This window comes from Zobellia sp. OII3, assembly GCF_002211465.1.
GTDB classification, from domain to species: domain Bacteria; phylum Bacteroidota; class Bacteroidia; order Flavobacteriales; family Flavobacteriaceae; genus Zobellia; species Zobellia galactanivorans.
In genome coordinates this window covers 680,037-703,756 of the sequence record NZ_MWRZ01000002.1, presented here as the reverse complement: position 1 = coordinate 703,756, position 23,720 = coordinate 680,037, and the positions used below count along the sequence as shown (strand labels likewise).

26 protein-coding genes are annotated in these 23,720 nt (G+C 42.6%); 16 read left to right on the top strand and 10 right to left on the bottom strand.

The genetic code is table 11. The annotated features are described in order from the left end of the window. Positions 1 to 26 precede the first annotated feature (26 nt). From fabG to hisIE, 13 genes are all read left to right on the top strand, one after another. The gene (gene fabG / locus B4Q04_RS10345) at positions 27 to 773 is read left to right on the top strand and encodes a 3-oxoacyl-[acyl-carrier-protein] reductase (protein WP_013995843.1); all 747 of its coding nucleotides are present in this window, start codon (positions 27 to 29) and stop codon (positions 771 to 773) included. A 64-nt stretch (positions 774 to 837) separates the two neighbouring features. Then, positions 838 to 2,868 (top strand): VWA domain-containing protein, encoded by a 2,031-nt coding sequence (locus B4Q04_RS10340; protein ID WP_088696751.1) that lies wholly within the window; start codon positions 838 to 840, stop codon positions 2,866 to 2,868. 10 nt (positions 2,869 to 2,878) lie between these two features. Next, on the top strand, positions 2,879 to 3,691 hold the full coding sequence (locus B4Q04_RS10335; protein ID WP_013995841.1) for a prohibitin family protein: 813 nt from the start codon (positions 2,879 to 2,881) through the stop codon (positions 3,689 to 3,691). A gap of 236 nt (positions 3,692 to 3,927) precedes the next feature. Then, entirely contained in the window at positions 3,928 to 4,785 is an 858-nt protein-coding gene (hisG, locus tag B4Q04_RS10330) for an ATP phosphoribosyltransferase (RefSeq protein WP_013995839.1), read from the top strand. Positions 4,786 to 4,796: 11 nt separating this feature from the next. Continuing rightward, positions 4,797 to 5,243, top strand: coding sequence for a GNAT family N-acetyltransferase (locus B4Q04_RS10325; protein WP_046288132.1), 447 nt, complete (start codon positions 4,797 to 4,799; stop codon positions 5,241 to 5,243). Then, positions 5,240 to 6,529, top strand: coding sequence for a histidinol dehydrogenase (gene hisD, locus B4Q04_RS10320; protein ID WP_088696750.1), 1,290 nt, complete (start codon positions 5,240 to 5,242; stop codon positions 6,527 to 6,529). Before B4Q04_RS10325 ends, hisD begins: the two co-directional genes overlap by 4 nt. Beyond that, positions 6,522 to 7,571, top strand: coding sequence for a histidinol-phosphate transaminase (gene hisC / locus B4Q04_RS10315; RefSeq protein WP_088696749.1), 1,050 nt, complete (start codon positions 6,522 to 6,524; stop codon positions 7,569 to 7,571). Before hisD ends, hisC begins: the two co-directional genes overlap by 8 nt. A gap of 19 nt (positions 7,572 to 7,590) precedes the next feature. Beyond that, entirely contained in the window at positions 7,591 to 8,727 is a 1,137-nt protein-coding gene (gene hisB, locus B4Q04_RS10310; protein ID WP_013995835.1) for a bifunctional histidinol-phosphatase/imidazoleglycerol-phosphate dehydratase HisB, read from the top strand. Positions 8,728 to 8,803: 76 nt separating this feature from the next. After that, positions 8,804 to 9,388, top strand: a complete 585-nt coding sequence (gene hisH, locus B4Q04_RS10305; protein ID WP_088696748.1) for an imidazole glycerol phosphate synthase subunit HisH — start codon at positions 8,804 to 8,806, stop codon at positions 9,386 to 9,388. Positions 9,389 to 9,428: 40 nt separating this feature from the next. Then, positions 9,429 to 9,779 carry a four helix bundle protein gene (locus tag B4Q04_RS10300; RefSeq protein WP_088696747.1) on the top strand — a complete coding sequence of 117 codons (351 nt, stop codon included), beginning with the start codon at positions 9,429 to 9,431 and terminating at the stop codon, positions 9,777 to 9,779. 191 nt (positions 9,780 to 9,970) lie between these two features. Beyond that, positions 9,971 to 10,750 (top strand): 1-(5-phosphoribosyl)-5-[(5-phosphoribosylamino)methylideneamino]imidazole-4-carboxamide isomerase, encoded by a 780-nt coding sequence (gene hisA / locus B4Q04_RS10295; protein ID WP_088696746.1) that lies wholly within the window; start codon positions 9,971 to 9,973, stop codon positions 10,748 to 10,750. A gap of 64 nt (positions 10,751 to 10,814) precedes the next feature. Continuing rightward, complete coding sequence (gene hisF, locus B4Q04_RS10290; protein WP_076455194.1) at positions 10,815 to 11,570, top strand: imidazole glycerol phosphate synthase subunit HisF; 756 nt, start codon at positions 10,815 to 10,817, stop codon at positions 11,568 to 11,570. A gap of 56 nt (positions 11,571 to 11,626) precedes the next feature. Further along, a complete protein-coding gene (gene hisIE / locus B4Q04_RS10285; protein WP_088696745.1) occupies positions 11,627 to 12,226 on the top strand; it encodes a bifunctional phosphoribosyl-AMP cyclohydrolase/phosphoribosyl-ATP diphosphatase HisIE in 600 nt (199 codons plus the stop codon). Between the two features lie 7 nt (positions 12,227 to 12,233). Here the strand turns inward: hisIE and B4Q04_RS10280 are convergent, their stop codons facing one another. The 6 genes from B4Q04_RS10280 to B4Q04_RS10260 form a co-directional block, all read right to left on the bottom strand. Further along, positions 12,234 to 12,956: a head GIN domain-containing protein gene (locus B4Q04_RS10280; protein ID WP_013995829.1), complete on the bottom strand. Its 723-nt coding sequence runs from the start codon at positions 12,954 to 12,956 to the stop codon at positions 12,234 to 12,236. 57 nt (positions 12,957 to 13,013) lie between these two features. Beyond that, complete coding sequence (locus tag B4Q04_RS22440) at positions 13,014 to 13,208, bottom strand: hypothetical protein (protein ID WP_123772356.1); 195 nt, start codon at positions 13,206 to 13,208, stop codon at positions 13,014 to 13,016. Continuing rightward, entirely contained in the window at positions 13,205 to 13,873 is a 669-nt protein-coding gene (locus tag B4Q04_RS10275; protein WP_088696744.1) for a hypothetical protein, read from the bottom strand. The genes B4Q04_RS22440 and B4Q04_RS10275 overlap by 4 nt, the downstream gene beginning before the upstream one ends. Before the next feature lie 223 nt (positions 13,874 to 14,096). Then, positions 14,097 to 15,185, bottom strand: a complete 1,089-nt coding sequence (locus tag B4Q04_RS10270) for a DUF4097 family beta strand repeat-containing protein (protein ID WP_161496065.1) — start codon at positions 15,183 to 15,185, stop codon at positions 14,097 to 14,099. Then, a complete protein-coding gene (locus tag B4Q04_RS10265) occupies positions 15,169 to 15,708 on the bottom strand; it encodes a hypothetical protein (protein WP_013995825.1) in 540 nt (179 codons plus the stop codon). The genes B4Q04_RS10270 and B4Q04_RS10265 overlap by 17 nt, the downstream gene beginning before the upstream one ends. Further along, entirely contained in the window at positions 15,708 to 16,250 is a 543-nt protein-coding gene (locus tag B4Q04_RS10260; RefSeq protein WP_236631003.1) for an RNA polymerase sigma factor, read from the bottom strand. The genes B4Q04_RS10265 and B4Q04_RS10260 overlap by 1 nt, the downstream gene beginning before the upstream one ends. Positions 16,251 to 16,497: 247 nt before the next feature. Here B4Q04_RS10260 and B4Q04_RS10255 point away from each other — a divergent pair, with 247 nt between their 5' ends. Both B4Q04_RS10255 and B4Q04_RS10250 read left to right on the top strand, forming a co-directional pair. Next, positions 16,498 to 18,906: a TonB-dependent receptor gene (locus tag B4Q04_RS10255; RefSeq protein WP_088696742.1), complete on the top strand. Its 2,409-nt coding sequence runs from the start codon at positions 16,498 to 16,500 to the stop codon at positions 18,904 to 18,906. A gap of 6 nt (positions 18,907 to 18,912) precedes the next feature. Continuing rightward, on the top strand, positions 18,913 to 19,761 hold the full coding sequence (locus tag B4Q04_RS10250; protein ID WP_013995822.1) for a DUF4249 domain-containing protein: 849 nt from the start codon (positions 18,913 to 18,915) through the stop codon (positions 19,759 to 19,761). A gap of 97 nt (positions 19,762 to 19,858) precedes the next feature. On the opposite strand, the gene B4Q04_RS10245 is transcribed toward B4Q04_RS10250, so the two are convergent. From B4Q04_RS10245 to B4Q04_RS10235, 3 genes are all read right to left on the bottom strand, one after another. Then, the gene (locus B4Q04_RS10245; protein ID WP_013995821.1) at positions 19,859 to 20,707 is read right to left on the bottom strand and encodes a flagellar motor protein MotB; all 849 of its coding nucleotides are present in this window, start codon (positions 20,705 to 20,707) and stop codon (positions 19,859 to 19,861) included. A gap of 103 nt (positions 20,708 to 20,810) precedes the next feature. After that, the gene (locus B4Q04_RS10240; protein WP_088696741.1) at positions 20,811 to 21,812 is read right to left on the bottom strand and encodes a glycosyltransferase family 2 protein; all 1,002 of its coding nucleotides are present in this window, start codon (positions 21,810 to 21,812) and stop codon (positions 20,811 to 20,813) included. Positions 21,813 to 21,824: 12 nt separating this feature from the next. Further along, positions 21,825 to 22,271: a type I restriction enzyme HsdR N-terminal domain-containing protein gene (locus B4Q04_RS10235; protein ID WP_046287637.1), complete on the bottom strand. Its 447-nt coding sequence runs from the start codon at positions 22,269 to 22,271 to the stop codon at positions 21,825 to 21,827. 26 nt (positions 22,272 to 22,297) lie between these two features. Here B4Q04_RS10235 and holA point away from each other — a divergent pair, with 26 nt between their 5' ends. After that, on the top strand, positions 22,298 to 23,299 hold the full coding sequence (gene holA / locus B4Q04_RS10230) for a DNA polymerase III subunit delta (protein WP_088696740.1): 1,002 nt from the start codon (positions 22,298 to 22,300) through the stop codon (positions 23,297 to 23,299). A gap of 9 nt (positions 23,300 to 23,308) precedes the next feature. On the opposite strand, the gene B4Q04_RS10225 is transcribed toward holA, so the two are convergent. Continuing rightward, positions 23,309 to 23,683, bottom strand: coding sequence for a DoxX family protein (locus B4Q04_RS10225; RefSeq protein WP_088696739.1), 375 nt, complete (start codon positions 23,681 to 23,683; stop codon positions 23,309 to 23,311). Positions 23,684 to 23,720: the final 37 nt, after the last annotated feature.

The following is a 23,720-nucleotide window of genomic DNA, read 5'->3' as shown; positions in this document are numbered from 1 at the left end:
TAGAACAAAGCAAATTTATTTAGAGCATGAAATTGTTAGAAGGAAAAAATGCGATTATCACAGGTGCGAGTAGGGGAATTGGTACCGGTATTGCCAGGGTTTTTGCCGAAAACGGGGCCAATGTAGCCTTTACGTACAGTTCAAGTGAAGCACCGGCCTTGGAACTTGAAAAAGAACTATCGGGTTTAGGGGTTAAGGCCAAGGCTTATAAAAGTAATGCGGCCAGTTTTGAGGCGGCTGAGCAACTGGTAGCCGCGGTCTTGAAAGATTTTGGTGGTATCGATATTTTGATCAACAATGCGGGCATCACAAAAGATAACTTGCTTATGCGTATGTCGGAAGCTGATTTTGATAGCGTTATAGAAATAAATTTGAAGTCCGTTTTCAATATGACCAAGGCGGTTCAGCGTACCATGTTGAAGCAAAGAAAAGGGAGTATTATAAATATGAGTAGCGTGGTGGGTGTCAAAGGAAACGCCGGCCAGGCCAATTATGCCGCTTCAAAGGCAGGTATGATCGGGTTTACCAAATCCGTAGCCTTGGAGTTGGGCTCAAGAAATATTAGGTGCAATGCCATAGCACCAGGTTTTATCGAAACCGAAATGACCGCTAAGCTCGATGAAAAAGTAGTTCAGGGCTGGCGAGAAGGTATTCCGCTTAAACGGGGCGGCTCTCCTGAAGATATTGCAAATGCCTGTCTATTTTTTGCTTCGGACCTATCGGCCTATGTTACGGGCCAGGTGCTGAACGTAGATGGGGGCATGTTGACATAGCTTATATGGTCCGGAGGGACATTGATGCCCCTCCGGACATTTGGCTTTAAAAGAAACTTCTTTAATGGATACCCAGACGATTCTCTTTATAATCTTGGCCGCAATTGTTTCGCTGGCGCTGGTGTTATTTCAATATTCCTACAAAAATAAAGGGGGCGGAAAGCTTATTATAGCTTTGGCGTTTTTACGTTTTATAGCCTTTTTCGGGAGCTTTTTATTACTTATAAATCCGAAGTTTACCCAAAATACCTATTCTACCGAGAAAGTAGACCTTGTGGTTTTGGTCGATAATTCTTCCTCAATGGCTTCCTCAAAGGAAACCGTAAATACCATTCTTGAAGCTATTGATGGAAACCCGGCCTTGGCCGAGAAGTTCAATATAGAAAAATACAGGTTCGACAGTAGATTGGGGGCTTTCGATAGTCTGGGCTTAGATGGGCAAAATACCAATATCTCTGGAGGGTTAAAAGGCCTGCAGGAGATATATGCCTCAAAAAAGGCCGCGGTAGTGTTGCTTTCGGACGGAAACCAGACCCTAGGCCAAGATTATGGCTTCTATGGGCAAAATAGTGCCCTTCCCGTATATCCTGTCGCTATAGGCGATACCACGAAGTATGAAGATGTGGCCCTTACCCAGGTAAACGTCAATCGCTATGCGTTTTTAAAGAACAAGTATCCCATTGAGATATATGTGTCGTATTTCGGGAATTCCAAAATAACGGTCCCGGTTACGGTTTCTGAGGGAGGAAAAAGGGTATTTAGGGAAAATGTCAACCTTTCGGGGACAAAGAACAGCGCGGTGGTCAAAACCCTTCTCGATGCAAATTCGGTCGGGGTAAAGAGTCTTCAGCTAAGTGTGGGAAGCCTGGAGAATGAAAGGAATTTGGCCAACAACAAAAGGGAAACGGTCGTCGAGGTCATCGATGAGAAGACCAAGGTGGCCATTGTGTCCAGTTTGATGCATCCGGATATAGGGACGTTGAAAAAATCAATAGAGAGCAACGGACAACGCAATGTGGTCATAAAAAAACCTACGGATGCTATGAATTCGTGGGACGATGTAGATCTTTTTATCCTATATCAGCCCAATGCCTCGTTTAAATCGGTATTTGGGTACACCGAGAAGAAACGGGCGAGTAGACTGTTGGTTACCGGCCCACAGACCGATTTCAACTTCCTCAACCGTGTACAAAAGAGTTTTACAAAAAACAGTTATAATCAAGAGGAAGAAGTGTTTGCCGTGCTTAATCCGGCATTTGCCTTGTTCGGTAGCGGCGATTTTTCGTTGACCGATTTTCCGCCGCTTAAAAGTAGTTTGGGCGATATTGTTTTGCACGGGAAAAACGATGTGTTGTTGACCCAGCGTATCAGGGGAATAGACACCAACCAACCCTTGTTGGCTTTCTTTGAAACCGAACAGGCCCAACGGGAGGCCGTGTTTTTTGGGGAGAATATATGGAAGTGGAGAATGCAGGCCTTTAGGAATGATCGTAATTTTAAGAATTTCGATGATTTTATGGGGTTGGTGATACGGTATTTGGCCACCCAAAAATCGAGGGAAAGACTGGCTTTGATCTATGAAAACGTATATGAAAATACCAATGGGGCCAAGGTAGAGGCGACTTATTTTGACAAGGCCTTTACTTTCGATGCAAATGCCCAATTGAACCTGCAATTGAAAAATAGCGATACGGGAAAAACGCTTTCTGTGCCCATGCTGTTAAAAGGAATCTACTACGAGGCCGATTTGAGCAACTTAGATGCCGGAAAGTACAGCTTTACCGTTACCGTGGCCAATGAGAACATCTCTAAATCAGGTACGTTTACGGTGCTTGATTTTGATGTGGAGAAACAGTTCGTGGCTACAAACGATGAAAAACTCGCCCGCTTGGCAAAAAATACCGGAGCCCAACTTTTTTTTCCAGATCATATCGATGATTTGCTAGGTCAACTCACCACCGATGACCGCTATTTACCAATACAGAAAAACGAACAAAATGTCGTATCTTTGATAGATTACGAGGTCCTCTTGGCTATTATTGTTTTAGCCTTGACAACCGAATGGGTTATAAGGAAATATAACGGATTAATTTAATTATACATAAATGGACAAGTTACCAAAAGTTGCATTACCGGCGATTTTCGCTGTTATTCTTATTATTATATTATTATCAAAATCAGCGGTCACTATCGGGTCCGGTCAGGCAGGTGTGCTATACAAGACTTTTGGTGGTGGTGTCGTGACCGATGAACCTCCCTTGGGTGAGGGTTTTCATGTTGTGGCGCCATGGAACAAGGTTTTTATTTATGAGGTGCGGCAACAAGAGGTTCTTGAACAAATGAATGTATTGTCAAGCAATGGCTTGGATATCAAACTTGAAGCATCTGCGTGGTTTGAGCCTATACGAAGTGATTTGGGAAAATTGCACCAAGAAAAAGGAGAGGCCTATGTGCAAAGGGTTTTGTTGCCGACCATTAGATCGGCCGCCCGTTCCGTGGTGGGGCGTTATACTCCCGAACAATTGTATTCAAGCAAGAGGGATGCCATTCAACAGGAGATTTTTGACGAGACCCAAAAAATTGTGTCTGGGCAGTATATTCAGTTGAATGAAATATTGGTAAGGGACGTTACTTTGCCTCCAACGATCAAAGACGCCATTGAGCGTAAGTTAAAGCAAGAGCAAGAGTCTTTGGAATATGAGTTTAGGTTGGTTACCGCTAAGAAGGAAGCGGAAAAAGTAACCATTGAAGCCCAAGGTAAGGCAGATGCCAACCGCATTCTAAGTGCTTCGCTGAATGATCAAATCTTAAAGGATAAAGGGATCGATGCTACGTTGAAATTATCGCAATCGGCAAATACAAAGGTGGTAATCGTAGGGGGTAGCGATGGTCTTCCGTTGATTTTAGGCAATAACTAATACACGGAGTTAATTATTTTTGTTTCATTTCAAACTTTTGTTTTGTGAAATGGAAAATACCTTTTACTTTTACTGCATAATGAAAAACAGAAATACACATCATCATTTTTACACTGGCTCTCAGGCGAGGTAAAGATGTATTGTAGTATTACAAAATATTAAAAACCCGTTTGAGCAATCAAGCGGGTTTTATTTTTAGAACTCTTTTGGTCGCTTGAACCTAACAAAAGAAGAAAATGACAAAAATTAGAATTGCTATTCAGAAATCCGGTCGGTTGAACGAAGATTCCCTGCAGATCTTAAAAGACTGCGGCGTATCTATCGATAACGGTAAAGACCAATTAAAGGCCTCATCAAGAAATTTTCCATTAGAAGCATTTTACCTTCGCAATGGTGATATTCCCCAGTATTTAAGAGATGGGGTGGTAGATATTGCCATTATTGGCGAGAACGTACTTATTGAAAAGGGCGAGGATATAGGAATAGCCGAAAAATTAGGTTTTTCAAAGTGTAAGGTGTCTTTGGCGGTACCCAAATCCGTTAAATACAAATCGGTTCAAGATTTTGAGGGCAAGCGTATAGCGACTTCCTATCCGAATACGGTCAAAAAGTATTTGAAGGAAAAAGGGGTGAACGCCGATTTGCACATTATTAACGGTTCTGTGGAGATTGCGCCTAATATTGGCCTTGCCGACGGTATCTGTGATATTGTTTCCAGTGGAAGTACGCTTTTTAAAAACAATTTAAAAGAAGTTGAAGTGATGTTGACGAGCGAAGCCGTTTTGGCGGTTTCCCCGAAAATATCAGAAGAAAGAAAAGAGATCTTAAGGAAGCTTCAGTTTCGTATCAAATCCGTTCTTCAGGCACGTCAATCGAAATATGTGCTTTTAAATGCCCCTAACGACAAGTTGGAAAAGGTATTGCAACTGTTGCCGGGGATGCGTAGTCCTACCGTTTTGCCATTGGCGGAAGAAGGATGGAGTTCGGTTCATACGGTAATCAACAAAGATAAGTTCTGGGATGTGATCGATGAGCTGAAGCAGGCCGGGGCAGAAGGTATTTTGGTTTGCCCGATCGAAAAGATGGTACTTTAACCGATTCAGGAATGACGGGCGATTTAAAACTAGGGCTGATTCCCTATGGTAAAATGGAATCGATTCTACCCTTGGTCTATAAACTGAATCGAGGGAAGTTTTCCGAAGAAGTATTGAAAAGTCGTTTGCAGCCTATGTTGACCATGGGCGGCTATGAGTGTCTAGGGGTCTATGACCGTGATAAACTGATCGCTTGCTGCGGTATTTGGCTTTTGCAAAAGCTATACAAGGGAAAGCATATTGAACTTGACAATGTGTTCGTTGAAGAAGGGTACCGTAGTAGCGGAGTTGGGGCGCTAATGATGAATTGGTTGGCCGAGTATGGCAAAAGTATAGATTGTGCCAGTTTGGAACTTAATTGCTATTTAGAGAATGAAAAGGGACTCAAGTTTTGGCAGCGCCATGGTTTTGAAGCCCTAGGATACCATATGATCAAGAATTTAGACGAAGAAAAATGAAAAAGATTTATAGTCCTGATAGGTCGGAGTGGAACCGTATTTTGGAGCGCCCGACCCAGACCGTAGCCGATATAGAACAGACCGTAGAGGCTATTTTTAAGGAAGTAAGGGCGAATGGCGATGCCACGTTAAGAAAATACACCGAAAAGTTCGATGGTGTGGTGCTTGAAAATATCGTGGTTTCGGAAGATGAAATAGAAGAGGCATCAGCTCTAGTTTCTCAAGAACTTAAAGATGCCATTCAGTTGGCAAAGAATAACATAGAAGTTTTTCATAAGGCCCAAAAGACGAGTAAGGTTTCAGTTGAAACGGCTAACGGCGTACAATGCTGGCAAGAAAAAAGGCCTATTCAAAAGGTAGGGCTTTATATTCCCGGGGGTACGGCACCTTTGTTTTCAACGATTCTAATGCTTGCCGTACCGGCTACGATTGCGGGTTGTGAAGAATTGGTTCTGTGTTCGCCACCGAACAAAGAAGGAAAGATCAATCCTGCGATTCTCTATACGGCCAATTTATGTGGGGTGACGAAAATATTCAAGGCAGGGGGGATTCAGGCGATTGCTTCCATGGCCTTTGGTACGGAAAGCATTCCGCAGGTGTATAAGATTTTTGGACCGGGCAATCAATTCGTTACCGTGGCCAAACAAATAGCTACCAAACATGGGGTTTCGATAGATATGCCGGCCGGGCCCAGTGAATTGTTGGTGCTTGCCGACGACTCGGCCAACGCCGCTTTTGTGGCTTCCGACTTATTGAGTCAGGCAGAGCATGGCGTGGACAGTCAGGTTGTTTTGGTTTCTACCTCGAAAGATATGATCGACGCCGTTGAAAAGGAGGTTGAAAAACAACTGCAGAAGCTGCCGAGAAAGGAGATTGCCGAAAAGGCCATTGCCAACAGCAAGTTGATCTATGTAGAGGATGACCGAACGGCAAATGATTTGATCAATGCCTACGGGCCTGAGCATTATATCGTTTGTGTGGAAAACGAAGATTTCTTTGTAGACAATATAAAGAATGCGGGTTCTGTCTTCATAGGGAACTATACCCCGGAAAGCGCGGGCGATTACGCTTCGGGCACCAATCATACCCTACCTACCAATGGCTATGCCAAGCAGTATAGTGGTGTGAATTTAGATAGTTTTATGAAGAGCATGACTTTTCAGAAAATCAGTGAGACCGGAATCAAGGAAATTGGCGCCGCAATAGAGATCATGGCCGAGGCCGAAGGACTTCAGGCGCACAAAAATGCGGTTACTTTACGACTCAATAGCTTGAACAATGAATAAGGATTTTAATATACAGAACCTGATAAGGGAGAATGTAAAAGGACTGAGTCCTTATAGTTCCGCCCGTGATGAATACGTCTCAGATGGCTCTCAGATGGTGTTTTTAGACGCTAACGAGAACCCGTTCGAGAATGGGGTGAATCGCTATCCCGACCCCCAACAACGCGGATTAAAGTCCGTTTTGGCCGAACAAAAAGGGATTACTGCCGAGAACATCCTTTTGGGAAACGGTAGTGACGAAGTATTGGATTTGATATTCAGGACCTTCTGTGAGCCTAAAATCGACAATATTATTTCCTTGCCCCCAACTTATGGGATGTATCAAGTATTGGCTGGTATCAATACCGTCGAAAACCGCGAAGTTCTTTTGACAGAGGATTTTCAACCCGATGTAGAAGCTATCTTGGAAAGAGTGGACGAACATTCGAAGCTTTTGTTTTTATGCTCGCCGAACAATCCTACGGGGAATGTTTTTAGCGAAGAACGAATCGTTCGATTGTTGAACGCTTTCGAGGGACTGGTAGTTATCGATGAAGCCTATATCGATTTTGCCGAGAGCGAAAGTTGGGTTTCCCGTTTAGGGGAGTTCCCCAATCTGGTCATTACCCAAACGCTTTCAAAAGCCTATGGAATGGCCGGTATCCGTTTGGGAATCTGTATCGCATCCAAGGAAATAATAGCCGCGGTCAACAAAATAAAGCCTCCCTATAACGTCAACGAACTCACGCAGCAAAAAGCGCTGAACAGGGTTCTTGATTTGGCTTCTGTAAAAAACGAAGTAACCAATATATTAAATGAAAGGGAGCGATTACTTAAAGTCTTGCGTGAAGTGTCGTTTGTTGAAAAAATATATGCTTCCGATGCCAATTTTGTACTGGCAAAGGTAGACGATGCCAATAAACGCTACAAACAATTATTGGAAGAGGGTGTTGTGGTACGCAACCGAACCACCCAACCACTTTGCGAGAATACTTTGCGGTTTACCGTGGGTACGCCCGATGAGAACAAAAAATTAATAGAAGTGCTTAACAAGCTAACCTAAAGATCAAGATAGCAATACCATGGCCAAAAAAGTTTTATTTATAGATAGGGACGGTACCATAATTAAGGAGACCGTTGATGAACAGATCGATGCCTTCGAAAAGATGATTTTTTACCCTAAGGCATTTACCTTTTTAGGAAAAATAGCCAAGGAACTCGATTATGAATTGGTAATGATCACCAATCAAGATGGCTTGGGTACCGACGTCTTTCCCGAAGACACCTTTTGGCCCGTGCATAACTTTATATTGAAGTCCTTTGAAAACGAGGGTGTAGTTTTTGACAAGGTCTTTCTAGATCGCACGTTTCCACATGAAAATGCAAATACCAGAAAACCGGGAACCGGTTTGTTGACCGAGTATTTTTCAGAGGATTATGACCTAAAGAATTCCTTTGTTATCGGTGATCGGTTGACCGATATTGAATTGGCTAAAAATTTAGGGGCCAAAGGCATCTTTATTAATGATGACACCAATTTAGGAACGGGGGAAATCACGGTAAAACGAGATGAATTGAATCCTGTCATTGCCTTGGAAACCAATGATTGGGAGAAGATATATGAATTTTTAAAGTTGGAAGCCCGGGTTTCCGAAACCCATAGAAAAACCAATGAGACCGATATTTATATCAATCTAAACCTTGATGGTACCGGTAAGAGCGATATCAAAACCGGATTGGCATTCTTTGACCATATGCTGGATCAATTGGCCCGTCATGGTCAAATGGACTTGGAAATCAAGGTAGATGGTGACCTTGAGGTCGATGAGCACCATACGATAGAAGATACGGCCATTGCCCTAGGAGAGGTTTTTCATACGGCCCTAGGTTCTAAAATGGGAATTGAGCGCTATGGTTTCTGCCTTCCTATGGATGATTGCCTGGCTCAGGTCGCCATAGATTTTGGCGGTCGTAACTGGCTGGTGTGGGATGCGGAGTTCAAACGTGAAATGGTAGGCGATATGCCTACCGAAATGTTCTATCACTTCTTTAAATCCTTTACCGATGGGGCTAAAGCGAATTTGAACGTGAAGGCAGAAGGAATAAATGAACATCATAAAATAGAAGCGATTTTTAAAGCTTTTGCCAAGGCCATTAAAATGGCGGTAAAACGTGATGTGGAAAAAATGGTGCTGCCTAGTACAAAGGGAGTTCTTTAAAAGAGTAGTGAGTACAAAGTATTAACTTTTTTAATATTTGCCTTGTACTCATTACTTGATACTCAATACGAAATAAATGAAAATTGTAATCATAAATTACGGGGCAGGGAATATTCAGAGCATCAAATTCGCTATTCAGCGTTTGGGCTACGAGGCCGTTCTCAGCCACGATGTAGCGGAAATACAATCTGCCGATAAGATAATCTTTCCAGGAGTGGGCGAGGCCAGTAGTGCCATGGCCAAACTGAGGGCAAGTGGCTTGGATAAACTTATTCCCAATTTGAAGCAGCCTGTTTTGGGCATCTGTTTGGGAATGCAGCTCATGTGCCACTCGTCAGAAGAGGGGAATACCAAAGGATTGGGTATTTTTGATGTGGATGTTGTCAAGTTCTCGAATGAGGTGAAGGTGCCACAAATAGGTTGGAATCAAATCGCCAATTTAAAATCAGGACTTTTTAACGACATCGAAGAGAAAGAACACATCTACTTGGTTCATAGTTTTTATGCCCCGTTGTGTAGCGAAACCATAGCGGAATCGGAATATGGTATAAAATACAGCGCCGCATTGGCCAAAGACAACTTTTACGGCACCCAGTTCCACCCGGAAAAGAGCAGTAGCGTAGGAGAGAAGATTCTTAAGAATTTTATCTGTGGTATGTAGTAAATAGTGTGAAGTGCTAAGTTGTTAAATTGTATCATTTATGAATAGATATGAAGATTTAAAAATTTGGAAAAAAGCTATGGACTTGGTGGAAGATGTTTATCTATTGATGAAACAATTGCCGAATGACGAAAAGTTTGCTTTGATTTCACAAATTAAAAGAAGTAGTATTTCTATTCCGTCTAATATTGCCGAGGGAGCAGGAAGAAACTCGAAAAAGGAATTCAGGCACTTTTTAATTATAGCCAACGGTTCTACGTCTGAATTGGAAACACAACTAATATTGGTACATCGATTAAAATTTGTAAAGAAGGATAGCGTAAAACCCATAATCAAAAAGTGTAATGAAATCAGGAAAATGAGCTATGCTTTACAGAAGAGCTTGAATTAATAAAATATATGCAAAGTACAAAGTACAAAGTATTAAGTATCAAGTACAAAGTACAAAGTATCAAGTACAAAGTACCAAGTATTAAGTACAAAGTACAAAGGACTAAGTACAAAGTATTTAATACTAACCACTTAATACTTGATACTTAATACTAAACACTAATCACTAATCACTAACCACTAACAAATAGAATGAGAATAATCCCCGCAATAGATATCATAGACGGTAAATGTGTCCGCTTGTCAAAAGGCGATTACGATACCAAAAAAATATATAACGAAAACCCGCTGGAGGTAGCCAAGGAATTTGAGGCGCACGGAATTCAATATTTGCATTTGGTGGATTTAGACGGCGCAAAGAGCCATCATATCGTCAACCATAAAATTCTGGAGCAGATTGCATCAAAAACCTCCTTAAAAATCGATTTTGGTGGGGGACTCAAATCGGACAAAGATTTGCAAATTGCTTTTGAGAGTGGGGCCGATCAGATTACCGGAGGAAGTATTGCCGTTAAGGATAAACATACCTTTTCGGGATGGATACAGACCTATGGGGCGGAAAAAATTATTCTCGGCGCCGATGCCAAGGATGAAAAAGTGGCCGTTTCGGGCTGGCAAGAAGAGTCTACGGAAGATTTGGTTCCCTTTATAAAATCCTACCAAGAAAAAGGAATCGCCTATGTTATCTGTACCGATATTTCCAAAGACGGTATGCTTGAAGGGCCTTCCTTTGATTTGTACGAGAAGATTTTAGGGCAATGCAAGGTGAGTATGAGTGAAATTGGGGGAAAGGTGACCCAAGGATTGAAATTGATAGCCAGTGGTGGTATTTCTACCTTTGACGAGCTTCCCAGACTTGCGGAAATGGGTTGTGAAGGAACCATTATAGGAAAGGCCATCTATGAAAATCGGATCAGTTTAAAACAACTGGAAGATTTTATTTTAAAGATTGGCGGTCAAGAATTAAAGTGATAACGATAATGAACGGTGAAGAGGGGATTTTTTAAATCCTTTGTTCAGGATCTAATTTTAAAATATGTTAGCAAAACGAATAATTCCTTGTTTGGATATCAAGGACGGACGAACGGTAAAGGGCGTTAATTTTGTCGATTTACGAGATGCGGGCGATCCTGTGGAATTAGCGGAAATATACAGTAGGGAAGGGGCCGATGAGCTCGTTTTTTTGGATATTTCTGCTACCGAACAAAAACGAAAGACCTTGGCCGAATTGGTATATCACGTAGCGGAAAAGGTGAACATTCCTTTTACCGTAGGAGGGGGTATTTCTTCGGTCGAAGATGTAGATATCCTATTGCAGAATGGCGCCGATAAGGTGTCCATCAATTCTTCGGCGGTAAAAAATCCACAGTTGATCAATGACTTGGTGGCCAAGTTCGGTTCGCAGTGTATTGTGGTGGCTATTGATGCTAAACAAATCGATGGTGAGTGGATTGTTCATTTGGTAGGGGGGAAAGTGCCCACGGAACGTAAACTGTTCGAATGGGCCAAAGAAGTGGAAGAAAGGGGAGCCGGTGAAATCCTGTTTACGTCAATGGACCATGATGGTACCAAAGATGGTTTTGCCAACGAAGCCTTGAGCAAACTAAGTACGGAATTGAATATTCCGATAATTGCTTCGGGAGGAGCGGGCAATATGCAACATTTTACCGATACCTTTGTAGAAGGTAAGGCAGATGCGGCCCTTGCGGCCAGTGTTTTTCACTTTAAGGAAATCGGTATTAGGGATTTAAAAGAAGAATTAAAAGAACACGGTATTCCGGTACGGTTGTAGGGCTCGATTAGACCTGTTCATCAACTTTAACCCATCCGATAGATAAAACATACAAAATGAAAATAGATTTCAACAAAAACGAAAACGGACTCGTACCTGCCATTATTCAAGATGCGGTAACCAAGAACGTTTTAATGCTGGGGTATATGAATCAAGAGGCTTTTGAAATAACTCAAGAGACCAAGAAGGTGACCTTCTTCAGCCGTACTAAAAAAAGATTGTGGACCAAAGGGGAAGAGAGTGGAAACTTTTTGATTTTGGTAGACATCAAAAACGATTGTGACAATGACACGCTCTTGGTTTCCGTGAAGCCTGAAGGCCCTACTTGCCATACTGGTACCGACACCTGCTGGAGCGAAGAGAACACGTCTAATTTCGGTTTTCTTTCACAACTGGAACAAGTTATAGAACAACGCCGTACAGCTTCCGATTCGAGCAAATCGTATGTGGCTTCCTTGTTTGAAAAGGGAATCAACAAAATAGCCCAAAAAGTAGGGGAGGAAGCTGTGGAAACCGTAATAGAGGCCATGGATTCCAATGATGAGCTCTTCTTGTATGAAAGTGCCGATTTACTTTTCCACTACTTGATCTTACTTCAGGCCAAAGGATTTACCTTAAAAGATATAGAAGCGGAACTGGTAAAACGGCACAAATAGTCGTTTGCTAGTTTCTGTTTTTTAGTTGTGAGGCCCCCTTTAACCTTTGATGGCTGATGACCGCATCGCCTTTGTAGTTGAGGGTACTGGCCCCCGTGGCATCGATATCGATAGATTCGTTCGCAGTAAGGAAGGCTTCACTCGCACCCGAGAGTTCAATATTCAGGCGTTCGATTTCAAGATCGTAATTCCTAAGGTCACTGCTTCCCGAAAGGTCGGCATAGACCGATTGTACATTTCCGAAGATATCGGCCTTGGAGGCACCGTTCATATCGATCTCTAATTTGTCGGCTATAACTTCCCCGGTAAAGTGTGAGGCCCCAGATAGTTCAATCTCGCCTCTTTGAATATCCCATGGCGTTTCTAAAGTAACGCTTGCGGCTCCCGAAAGGTCAAATTCGTGAATGTCTTTGGTAGTGATAAAAGCCTTTAGGGTAACGTCTCCCCGTACGGTAGTGTACTTTTTTAATTTTATGATGACCTTGTTGCCTTCACGGGCTACCACGATGCGGTCGTGCAAATTGTCGTTTGCTTCTATACGAATGCGCTCTTCATCGTCTGAAAAGCTAACGAAAACATCAAAGGCATTTGAAACCTTTAACCCGTCGTAATCGGAAAGGGATAGATCTTTGGTGCTTACTTCATTGGAAGCCCTAACATGTTCGTAATCACAGGAAGTCAAAACTACACACGCCAAGGCCATGGCGACTATTATTTTTCTTGTTCGCATTTTTTTGATTGATTTAGTGCTTGCCTCGGGCAAGCGGGTTGATGAATTGTATTTTTTTTAAATGTGCGTTAAACGCTCTTGCAACTGCACCACCGGAATCCACTGAAAGTTGATGGGCGACCATTGTTCTTCGGTTAAGGTATTGTTGCTGCAGTTGTTCTTCAGAAACACTTGGTTGTTTTCACTGAACACATGCTGTGTTTCAATAACGTCATGGCAATGTGAGCAGATTTTTTTTTGAGTTGTTTTCATTGAATATTCTTTTTGTAGCGGTTGCGGCCCATATTGAAGATGCCGACTTTTATTCCCAATCCGGCCGAGAAGCCGTTGATACGGGTAGTGCGCGTTGGGGGAAGTTCTATTCTGCTGGAAAATCGATATTTTACACCCGCTTCCAATTGTAGATAGCGGGAGATGTTAAATAGGGCGCTTACACCGGGTTCGGCAACGAAGACCATATCGAAATCGTCTTCGGTAAGTTCTTCCTCATAGTGATCGTCATGATGGAAGTTGTTTTCGATATAACCGACGCCCCCGGCCCCTAACAAAAGGGGAAAAGAAAGGTTTACACGTTTCTTGCTGAAGAAAATGGGCTCAAGATGCAGTCCACCATACACCCCGATCAGATCTTCGTTACGGGAAAGGCTATTGTTAAAGACATCTTGCTCGGAGTAAAGAAAAGTGGCTGCAAAACCAACCTCAAATTGTTGGTTGGCTACATAGGCAACCTTTAGTCCGCCTGTGTATGAGGGCTCGCCATCTATTTCCCCAAGGCCAAGGTCGAGACCTAAATATACCCCATGTACCACATTGTTACGGTCGTTGAATTCTAGGTACTCATCGGTTTCATCTTGACCAAAACTTGAAAAGGTAGCTCCTATGATTAATAGAAGGAGACTCGTTTTAAGTGATTTCATTACTGTTCGTTTTTCGATTGATTTACCTAATAGACAACCGAAGCCCGAAAAAGTTGCATTTAAAATGAACTTTTTTGAAAAAAAATAATAAAAACGAGAGGACAATAGTTAAGTGTCTAGTACTTAATACTTAGTACTTAGTACTTGTCACTCATCACTCACTACTTTGTACTTAATACTTAATACTTAGTACTTAATACTTAGTACTTGTCACTCATCCCCCCTACAACTCCTTCAACAAAACAACCCCTTTCTTCCCTGTAATAGAAATATGCCCTTGAGTTTTTTTACCGTAAATCGCTTTGATTTCCCGTAGTTTTTTTCCTTTATCCAGCATATGGGAGTTTACATTGTGGAAGGATTTCGGCAGGCGTACCAGGCCTTCTTCGAGTACTGCTGTAAATTGATGGGGGAAGTCGGTGATATTCAGGCTTACCTCCGAAGATTCTTGTTCAATGGAGATATTGCCTTTAGGTGTCGCTATATGCTCTATGCTAAAATCCGATATTTTTAAAATAAGGTCTATGTCTTTGGTCAAGCGACCTAGGCGAAGATTGCTGAATCGGAGCATGCCGTATAGGGTGCTGACTTCCTCAATATCAACTTCGTCTTTATTCGAGTAGAACTCTAATGATTCTACGGTATGGATGTCGATTTCGCTGCCGGCACTATTGAGTCGCATGCTTTTTGAATCGTCCATGTCCAATCCGCCATTTTTTAGGTCAAGGTTACTGTAATTGATGTTCTTGGCCCTGAGCTTTCCGTACTTCAAGTTGATATCGGCCTTGTTCAGGTTATCGTTGATCCACATGTCGCCATGTTGTATATCAGCCTTTAAAACGCCTATCCAATCTTCGATAAAGACGTCACCGAACTTGTTGGTGATTTCTATTTCGGCCTTTTCGGGCATATATACCTTGTAGTCGATCTGCACATTGCTTCGGTCAAAATCGAAGGGGTTGGCCTTGTCAAAAAGGGTCGAAAAGAACCCAGAGCTGTTTTCCCCGATTTCATAGGCGACGGAAACGAAGTTTTCGCTATTGCGGAGTATAGGGCGTATGCGTTCTAAAAGCTCTTGCGCATTGTCGTGTTTTTTATGGGTAACGGTAATGTTCACCGTAATCGACACTTCATTTTTTGTCCATCCGTAAATATTGATGTTGCCGTATTTGTTGTCTAGATGTAGTTCTCCGGCATTGGTGAGGCCGTAGGTTTTGATTACCTTTTTAGACACCTTTTCCTGCGCCATGGCCGGAAGGCCAAAGACCATCGCCGCAGCAAAAAGGAGCAGTTTTTTATAAAGTGTATCCATAATCATCATCTTTTAATTTTGATTCGTTGAGCTGATGCAATAGCTTCTCAATAAGTTCTATGCGCTTTCTGTAGTTCGAAACAATGGCTTCGAGTACCAGTTCGTTATCGAGGTTGTTCTGCATTTCGAGCTTCAGGGTGTCGTATTCGGCATCTAACTCGTCCATAAAGGATAGAAATTCGGCCTTGTCGGCCTCTGACAGTTGTTCGTTTTTCTGCACCAATTGCACTTGGTAAGCTACCAATCCCTTGTAGTGCATGTCAATGTCTTGCAGTTCTTTTGATACGAAGCTGTTTTCCTCGGTCGATCCGTTTAAGAACGAAAGCCCTATAAGTCCGGAAACCCCCAAGATAATGAGTACGCTGGCGGCTATGCGCAGTATGGGCGATTTCCAAAGGGGAACCGTTTTTGGTTTTGATGGGGCCAATTCGGCCTCTATGTTCGCCCAGAGCTTGGCGCGGTCCGCCTTATGGTCGTCGAACGCCGCCCTGTTCTCCCTGACATGTTTTTCAAAATTGTCCATTATAAAGTGTTTATAATTTCAACGAGTTTCTTTTTTGCCCTGTGGTATTGCGATTTTGAGGTCGAGATAGAAATGTCCAATACTTCGGCTATTTCCATATGGTCGTATCCCTCGAGCAAATACAGGTTAATAATTTGTTTGTAGCCTAGGGGTAGGATATCAATTGCTTTTTTTACTTTTTGAATATCTACGGCCTCTACTGCTTCCTTATGCTCTTCTTCCGTTAAATGGTATTCGTGGTCGTTTATTGTTGTAAGCGGTAAGCGCCTGACCTTTAAATGGTTAATGCTTTTGTTGATCACGATCCGTTTGAGCCAGGCCCCGAAAGTCGATTCGTATTTAAACTTGTGCAGGTTTTTGAAAGCATCGATAAAACTGTCTTGTACAATGTCTTCCGCATCTTCCTTCACTCCCAAAAACCGCATGCCGATATTGTACATGGCATCCACGTAGAGCTCATACAGTTGGTACTGTGAGTTTCTATCGCCCGACTTGCTGCTTTCAACAAGTGACCTATGCGTAAAACGGATTTCGGTTTCCAATTAATTTAAGAGGGTTGATTGAGCTCTAAATTCGGTTTCAATAACAAAGACAAGCAAATGTCCCTAAGGTTGCATTAGGGAGGGAATATTTTATTGCTAAAGTATGAATAAACGCATCTACTTCTGTTTTGGTCCTATAAAGACCTCTATAAACATGGTATTTGAACGAATAATGAAAAGGTGTGCAACCTTCTAGAAGTTTTCTTGTCCATAGGGGTGTTCATTAATCAAAATTAAAAGAAGTAAAATGAGAAGAAAAGTAAACTCTAGTGTTCGGCAAAGGTGGTTGAATGCCTTGGCAAGTCTATTGGTATTGTTGGTAACCACATCTGGCATGGCACAGGAAAACTTTACCATTAGCGGTAAGATAAGTGATAAGGAGGACGGAGAAACCCTTTTTGGGGCCTCTGTTTTTTTAGAGGGAACGACCATCGGTGTGGTCACCAATGAGTACGGGTTCTATTCGATTACCGCTCCAAAGGGAAACTATCGATTGCTGATTTCCTATATGGGGTATTCGGAAAAATATCAAGAGGTAAGCCTGGACAAAAACCAAAAACTCGATTTTGAGATTTCGGAATATTCTACCGAGCTTGAGGAGGTGGTCGTTACTGCCGATGAACCGGAAATGGCAGTTTTGAGAAAACCCGAAATGAGCGTTTCAAAATTGAATATCGGAACTGTAAAACAGATGCCGGTGGTTTTGGGGGAAGTCGATATTTTAAAATCCCTGCAAATGCTTCCGGGGGTCACCAACAATGGTGAAGGTACGGGAGGTTTGCATGTTCGCGGCGGGGCACAAGACCAAAACTTGGTGCTTTTAGATGAAGCGATTATTTACAATACCTCGCACTTGTTCGGTTTTTTCTCGGTCTTCAATGCCGATGCCATAAAGGATATCAAATTGTATAAAGGGGGAATACCCGCACGTTTCGGAGGTCGTGTGTCATCGGTGCTGGATGTCCGTCAAAAAGACGGGAACAATAAGAATTTCGCCTTGACCGGTGGGATCGGACTTATTTCGAGCAGACTGGCGGCAGAGGGGCCCATATTCGGTGATAAAGGGTCTTTTTTGATAGCGGGCAGAACTTCTTACGCGCACCTCTTGCTGAAAGTGGCAGGGGAAAAGAACAGTGCAAGTTTTTACGATCTGAACTTGAAGACCAACTACAGTCTGAACGATAAGAACAAATTATATCTGTCGGGATATTTTGGTCGTGATGTGCTCAAATTCGGAAATATCTTTGATAGTAGCTACGGAAATACTTCGGGAAATTTGAGATGGAACCATATTTTTAATGATCGACTGTTTTCGAATATGTCGGCCATTATCAGTAAATATGACTACGACCTAGGGTTTACCATGGAAGATTTTGTGTGGGTGGCCTCGATCACCAATTACAATCTAAAGTATGATCTAAAATACTATTTCAGCGATAAGTTTAAACTCGATTTTGGGGCCAGTGGCCTATATTATGATTTTGACCCGGGACAAATAAAGCCGACCAGTGATAGTTCCGATATAAACCCACTGTCATTAGACCGTAAGAAGGCCTTTGAAGGTGGACTCTATATAAACGCGGAGCATAAGCTTTCGAAAAATCTAACGGCCCAATACGGGTTAAGGTATAGTGTTTTCAATAGGCTAGGGGGCCAGCCCATAACCCGCTATGCCAACGATTTGCCCGTGGTGTACAATTCCGTTCTGGGGATTTATGAGAGTGGAACCCCTATAGGGGAGACCTCTTATGATAAAGGCGAATCGGTAAAAACTTTCGGGAATGTCGAACCGAGGGTCTCCCTTGCCTATCAATTGAACGAGGCTTCGTCGGTAAAAGCGGGTTTTTCGCGTTCCGCGCAATACGTCCATTTGTTGTCCAATACCGCAGCGGTGACCCCGGTAGATGTTTGGACGCCAAGCGGCGAGTATGTCGACCCCCAGCTTTCCAACCAATATGCACTGGGCTATTTCAGGAACTTTAAGGGGCAGGCCTATTCCATGGAAGTGGAAACTTACTATAAGACGGTAGACAATCGTATTGATTATATCGATGGTTCCAACCTTATCGGACAGAATACGATCGAAACCGAAATTTTAAGCGGGGAAAGCAGGGCTTACGGATTGGAGGTGTTGCTCCGTAAAAACGAAGGCAAACTTACCGGATGGTTGGCGTACACCCTTTCCAAATCGGAACAACGCACGCCTGGCGGAGCTGCAGGAGGCCTGGGTATCAACAATGGGGAATGGTACAATACTTCCTATGACCGTACCCATGATGTATCCTTGGCAGGGGCCTATCAATTGAACGAGAAATGGAGTTTCGGTACCAATCTTGTTTTTCAGACCGGAAGGCCCGTAACCTACCCGAACGGGCAATACGAATACGAAGGGATTTCGGTGGCGAGTTATGCCGCTAGAAATTCAGACCGTTTGCCGTCATATCACCGTTTGGACCTTTCGGTAAACTACAAGCCGAACCGTAAACCTGAAAATCGTTGGAAAGGTGAATGGGTACTCGGTATCTATAACGTGTACAACCGTAAGAACGCGGCTTCTGTTTCCTTTGGGCAGAACCGGGAAACCGGGGCCAATGAAGCTACCCGAACCGCCATTTTCGGTATTGTACCCTCCATTACGTATAACTTCAAATTCTAAAACATTATGAAAAAACACATAAAAATCATAAGCCTTCTATCTTTGGCCGTATTGGCCTTTTCCTGTACGGACGTCATCGATGTAGACGTACAATCGGCACCGACAAGGTTAACGGTCGAAGCCTCCCTTGATTGGGAAAAGGGGACTTTAGGAAATGAGCAGACCATACGATTAAGTACTTCTACCGCATTTTTTGATACCACCTCCAATACGGAGGTCACAGGGGCATTTGTAAAGGTGACGAATGATAGCAGTGGAACAGAATTTATATTTGAGGACCAAAATGATGGTACTTATACCACCAGTGTCTTCGAGCCTATTGTGGGGCAATCGTATTCCTTGGAAATCATTTATAATGGGGAAACCTATTCGGCCCAAGAAACCCTGAACGCCGTACCCGATCTTACCGTGATGGGGCAATCGAGAGATAATGGTTTTAGTGAGGACGACCTAGAGGTGAACATGGTCTTTAAAGACCCGGAGGAAGAGGGAAACAGCTATTTTTTCAAGTTTCAAGAGCAAGGTGAACTATTGCCTGTTTTTGAAGAATTCGACGATGAGTTCGTAAACGGAAATGAGATTGACTGGTATTACGAGAGTGAGGAAGATGATGATACGGAAGAAACGGAGGCCTTTGAGCCTGGCGATGTGCTTCATATAGAATTTTATGCCATTTCACAGGCCTATAGGAGCTACTTGCAAATCCTTGTCAATCAAATCGGGGGTATGGGGATGTTCGATGCTACACCTGTTGCCGTAAAAGGAAACTGTGTAAACCTTAGTGATCCCGATAACTACGCCCATGGTTATTTTAGGGTGACCCAAGTAGTGAAGGCCGACTATACTTTCGAATAGGGTTTCCAGCCTTTAGTACGGCAAAGTCTGAAACTATTGGGCATAAAAAAACCGCAACCCTTGGGTTGCGGTTTTTATTTATACCGTTCGAATCAACTTAGTTGATCGCAGGGTCTTTCATACCCTCTTCGATCATACTGTAGAATTGGTCGATTTTTGGAAGAACAACGATACGGGTTCTTCTGTTTTTCGATTTTTCGGTTTGTGAAACTGGAATGAACTCAGCTCTACCTGCTGCGGTCATACGCTTAGGATCAACATTGTAATCGTTCTGTAAAATTCGAACTACGGCAGTAGCACGTTTTACACTCAAATCCCAGTTGTCTAAAAGAACACCGCTTCTGTAAGGTACATCATCGGTATGGCCTTCTACCATGAATTCAAAATCAGGCTTGTTGTTCACTACTTGAGCAACTTTACCAAGGATTTCCTTAGCTCTTCTGGTTACGTTGTAGCTTCCGCTGCTGAAAAGCAATTTGTCGGAAATAGAAACGAAAACCACACCTTTTTCAACACTGATTTCAATGTCTTCGTCGTCTAGGTTGCCCAACACTCCTTTTAAGCTCTGTACCAAAGAAAGGTTTACAGAATCCCTTCTTGTAATGGCATCTTGAAGCTTGCGGATAGTAAGGTCTTTTTCCTTTAAACTTTCCAAAGACTTTTCAAGGTTCTCGGCACCCTTGGTAGTTAAGGTGGTCAAGTTCCCCATATTGTTTATCAACTCTTGATTGTTCGCCTTCAAGAATGCATTTTGATCTTGTAGGGTTTTTAGTCTAGAACTGGCGGTAGCCTTTTCTTCTAAACAATCGTTCAATTTCACGGTGGCCGAATTCAACAGATCCTGCGCTTCTTTATGTTTTGCCTCCAAATCGGAATACTTCTTTTGAGATACACAAGAAGACAACAACATGGTCACTCCTAAACAGCCTAAAATTAATTTTTTCATAATGAGAGTTACTAAGTATTTAATGATTGTTATTTGATTTTTTTGATAACTGTAATAAGGGACAAAATTATATAATCGCCAAATCTACCATTTGTAAAATTAGTTAATCTTTTACTAAATTGTTAAAATTACTTATATGATGTACGAAATGCTGCCATACAATGGATTTAATAAGGTAGTATTTTGGGATAAAATTAGCTTTTTCACGTTTTTTGTACATTTTTCTGAATTGGCGGTAAAAACTGAGATGGGCCCTTAAAATGGCAAAGCAGTGGTTGAATTTCAACTGAAATACAAAGCGTAAAGCCGCTACGGCATCTAGTAATAGTCGTATAAAAATCAAAATGAAGGCCTGCTTTCTAGGTAGGTTTTTGGTAATGGAGAAGAGCGAGTTCCTAAAGTTCAAATAGGTTTTCTTGGGGTTCATGTTGCTCAGGGTAGACCCTCCTAAGTGATATACCTTAGAGGCGCCAACGTACAAGACTTTATGGCCTTGGTTCTTGGCCCGCCAACAGAGGTCCACTTCTTCCTGATGGGCAAAGTAGCTCTCGTCAAAACCGTTTAGGTTCCAAAACACTTCTTTTTTGATGAACATACAGGCCCCTGTAGCCCAGAAAATTTCAATTGTATCGTCGTATTGGCCTTGGTCTTTTTCAAGTTCCTGAAAAATCCGTCCCCTACAAAAAGGGTAGCCCAACTGGTCGATAAAACCACCTGCGGCACCGGCATACTCAAAATGGTCTTGACGCATGAGGTCTAGGATCTTGGGTTGAATGATGGCTACTTCTTGATGGTCGTTAAAAGCTTTTTCTATTGGGGCCAACCAGCCTTCGGTGACCTCTACGTCTGAATTTAACAGGCAGTATACATCGGCATCGATAGTCTTGAGGCCGTCGTTGTATCCTTTGGCGAATCCGCCGTTTTCAGTGTTTTGAACCACTTTTATAGCGGGGTAGTTCTCGGCAATAAAGGCTACGGAAGCATCGGTAGAGGCGTTGTCCACTACGTAGATATCGGCACCTTCCGAATATTGTATAACAGAGGGTAGGTATCTTTCTAGAAGTACCTCTCCGTTCCAATTAAGTATGACTATGGCTATACGCAAAACGATGGCAAATTAACGGCTAAAATCAGGAATATCCCTTAGAAACGTATATTTTTCTGATTCAAAATCCATTCTACAATAAAAATGGTCCAGTCCATTGGTCACCATAAGGTAATCGGCCTTGAGTTCGAGGTTGTATCGGGCGATTTGGTCAAAGGTGGTCTGGTCAATGGTAATTTCGGGAGCCTTGCATTCTACAAGGATGCGGATACTTCCATCGGAGTTGAACACCACGACATCGTATCGCTTTTTTATATTGTTCACAACCAATTGCTTTTCAACGTTTACCAAGCTTAACGGATAGTTCTTTTCAAAGGTCAAAAAGTTCACTACATGCTGCCTTACCCATTCCTCGGGTTGCAATACCACAAACTTTTTACGTATGCGGTCAAAAATGCGCACGTTATTTTCGCTATTTTTGAAGCGGAAATTATACTCTGGAAAATTAAGGGGTACCATTCCGCAAATTTGATGATTTTTTTTGGATGGATGAAGCAAAACGCATAGTTACCGATATTAAAAACGGCACCATTAAACCCATTTATTTTTTATTTGGGGAAGAGCCCTATTATATTGATGCCATTTCAAGCTATATTGAAAAAAACGTACTTGCCGACGAAGAAAAAGGCTTTAATCAGGTCGTACTCTATGGAAAGGACGTGACCATAGACGATATTGTAGCCAATGCCAAACGCTACCCCATGATGGCCGAGCGTCAGGTCGTGGTGGTCAAAGAGGCGCAGCATTTGGTCCGTACCATTGAAAATTTGACTTCCTATGTCGAGAATCCGCAAACGACCACGGTCTTGGTCATGTGCTACAAATACAAAAAGCTAGATAAGCGAAAGAAACTTTACAAGGCCGTTCAAAAGGCCGGGGTGCTGTTTGAGAGCAAAAAGCTCTATGAAAACCAGGTTTCGGATTGGATCAGGAAAAACCTGCACGGTAGGGGGTATAGTATTTCCCACAAAGCCGCTATTTTGCTTACCGAATATTTGGGTACCGATTTGAGTCGCATCAACAACGAACTCCAGAAATTGGAATTGGTATTGCCCAAGGAGAGTGAGATTACCCCGGCAGATATTGAAGAACATATCGGAATCAGTAAAGACTACAATAACTTTGAGCTTAAAAAAGCCATTGGGGAAAGGAACATACTTAAGGCGACACGTATTATCACTTATTTTGCCCAGAACCCGAAGGACAACCCTTTTGTGTTGACCGTAACCCTGTTAAATACGTTTTTCACCCAATTGCTGCAGTATCATGGTCTAAAGGACCATTCGCCCAAGAGCGTTGCCAGTGCGCTACGTATCAACCCCTATTTTGTAGGGGAGTTTCAGACGGCCGCACGTAACTATCCAATGAAGAAAGTCAGTGGCGTAATCTCTGCATTGCGTGAGATGGACATGAAGGGAAAGGGGGTTGGAGCCAACGTTCCGTCCCAAGCCGACTTGCTAAAGGAGCTATTGGTCAAAATTATATAGTGAGCGAGCTTACCTTTTGTCTACACTGTATTTGCCTGGGCCAACAAGCATTATGGCTACGAAAATGGTCAAGTAAACCAAGGCCATCTCTTTCTTTTGAAAAGGGTCCGCGCCATGTGCAATAAAGGCAGCTACGGCCATAGTAATCGCTGTAGGTATGGCGGCCCATCTTGTCTTAAACCCGAAAATGATCAAAACAGGGCAAACCAATTCTGCCAATACGGCTAAAAATAGAGAGGGAGTGGAACCAATACCTATCGGGTCGGCAAAGTCAGCACCATTGATTAACATTTGTAATTTTCCATACCCGTGAACGGCCATCATTGAAGATGCGGCAATACGTAAGAAAGCAAGGCCGATATCCTTTAAAAGTGTGTTAGACATAGTAGATTTCAATTTATAATAAAGATAAAAGTATTCT

Excerpts from the sequence above, each read along its gene's own strand:
- fabG (WP_013995843.1), top strand. The coding sequence starts at position 27 with ATGAAATTGTTAGAAGGAAAAAATGCGATTATCACAGGTGCGAGTAGG.
- B4Q04_RS10255 (WP_088696742.1), top strand. The coding sequence starts at position 16,498 with ATGAGAAGAAAAGTAAACTCTAGTGTTCGGCAAAGGTGGTTGAATGCC.
- B4Q04_RS10225 (WP_088696739.1), bottom strand. The coding sequence starts at position 23,683 with ATGTCTAACACACTTTTAAAGGATATCGGCCTTGCTTTCTTACGTATT.
- hisG (WP_013995839.1), top strand. The coding sequence starts at position 3,928 with ATGACAAAAATTAGAATTGCTATTCAGAAATCCGGTCGGTTGAACGAA.
- hisF (WP_076455194.1), top strand. The coding sequence starts at position 10,815 with ATGTTAGCAAAACGAATAATTCCTTGTTTGGATATCAAGGACGGACGA.
- B4Q04_RS10340 (WP_088696751.1), top strand. The coding sequence starts at position 838 with ATGGATACCCAGACGATTCTCTTTATAATCTTGGCCGCAATTGTTTCG.
- B4Q04_RS10300 (WP_088696747.1), top strand. The coding sequence starts at position 9,429 with ATGAATAGATATGAAGATTTAAAAATTTGGAAAAAAGCTATGGACTTG.
- holA (WP_088696740.1), top strand. The coding sequence starts at position 22,298 with ATGGATGAAGCAAAACGCATAGTTACCGATATTAAAAACGGCACCATT.
- B4Q04_RS10280 (WP_013995829.1), bottom strand. The coding sequence starts at position 12,956 with ATGCGAACAAGAAAAATAATAGTCGCCATGGCCTTGGCGTGTGTAGTT.
- B4Q04_RS10235 (WP_046287637.1), bottom strand. The coding sequence starts at position 22,271 with ATGGTACCCCTTAATTTTCCAGAGTATAATTTCCGCTTCAAAAATAGC.
- B4Q04_RS10250 (WP_013995822.1), top strand. The coding sequence starts at position 18,913 with ATGAAAAAACACATAAAAATCATAAGCCTTCTATCTTTGGCCGTATTG.
- B4Q04_RS10270 (WP_161496065.1), bottom strand. The coding sequence starts at position 15,185 with ATGGATACACTTTATAAAAAACTGCTCCTTTTTGCTGCGGCGATGGTC.
- B4Q04_RS10275 (WP_088696744.1), bottom strand. The coding sequence starts at position 13,873 with ATGAAATCACTTAAAACGAGTCTCCTTCTATTAATCATAGGAGCTACC.
- B4Q04_RS10265 (WP_013995825.1), bottom strand. The coding sequence starts at position 15,708 with ATGGACAATTTTGAAAAACATGTCAGGGAGAACAGGGCGGCGTTCGAC.
- hisH (WP_088696748.1), top strand. The coding sequence starts at position 8,804 with ATGAAAATTGTAATCATAAATTACGGGGCAGGGAATATTCAGAGCATC.
- B4Q04_RS22440 (WP_123772356.1), bottom strand. The coding sequence starts at position 13,208 with ATGAAAACAACTCAAAAAAAAATCTGCTCACATTGCCATGACGTTATT.
- B4Q04_RS10325 (WP_046288132.1), top strand. The coding sequence starts at position 4,797 with ATGACGGGCGATTTAAAACTAGGGCTGATTCCCTATGGTAAAATGGAA.
- B4Q04_RS10335 (WP_013995841.1), top strand. The coding sequence starts at position 2,879 with ATGGACAAGTTACCAAAAGTTGCATTACCGGCGATTTTCGCTGTTATT.
- hisD (WP_088696750.1), top strand. The coding sequence starts at position 5,240 with ATGAAAAAGATTTATAGTCCTGATAGGTCGGAGTGGAACCGTATTTTG.
- B4Q04_RS10245 (WP_013995821.1), bottom strand. The coding sequence starts at position 20,707 with ATGAAAAAATTAATTTTAGGCTGTTTAGGAGTGACCATGTTGTTGTCT.
- hisB (WP_013995835.1), top strand. The coding sequence starts at position 7,591 with ATGGCCAAAAAAGTTTTATTTATAGATAGGGACGGTACCATAATTAAG.
- hisC (WP_088696749.1), top strand. The coding sequence starts at position 6,522 with ATGAATAAGGATTTTAATATACAGAACCTGATAAGGGAGAATGTAAAA.
- hisIE (WP_088696745.1), top strand. The coding sequence starts at position 11,627 with ATGAAAATAGATTTCAACAAAAACGAAAACGGACTCGTACCTGCCATT.
- hisA (WP_088696746.1), top strand. The coding sequence starts at position 9,971 with ATGAGAATAATCCCCGCAATAGATATCATAGACGGTAAATGTGTCCGC.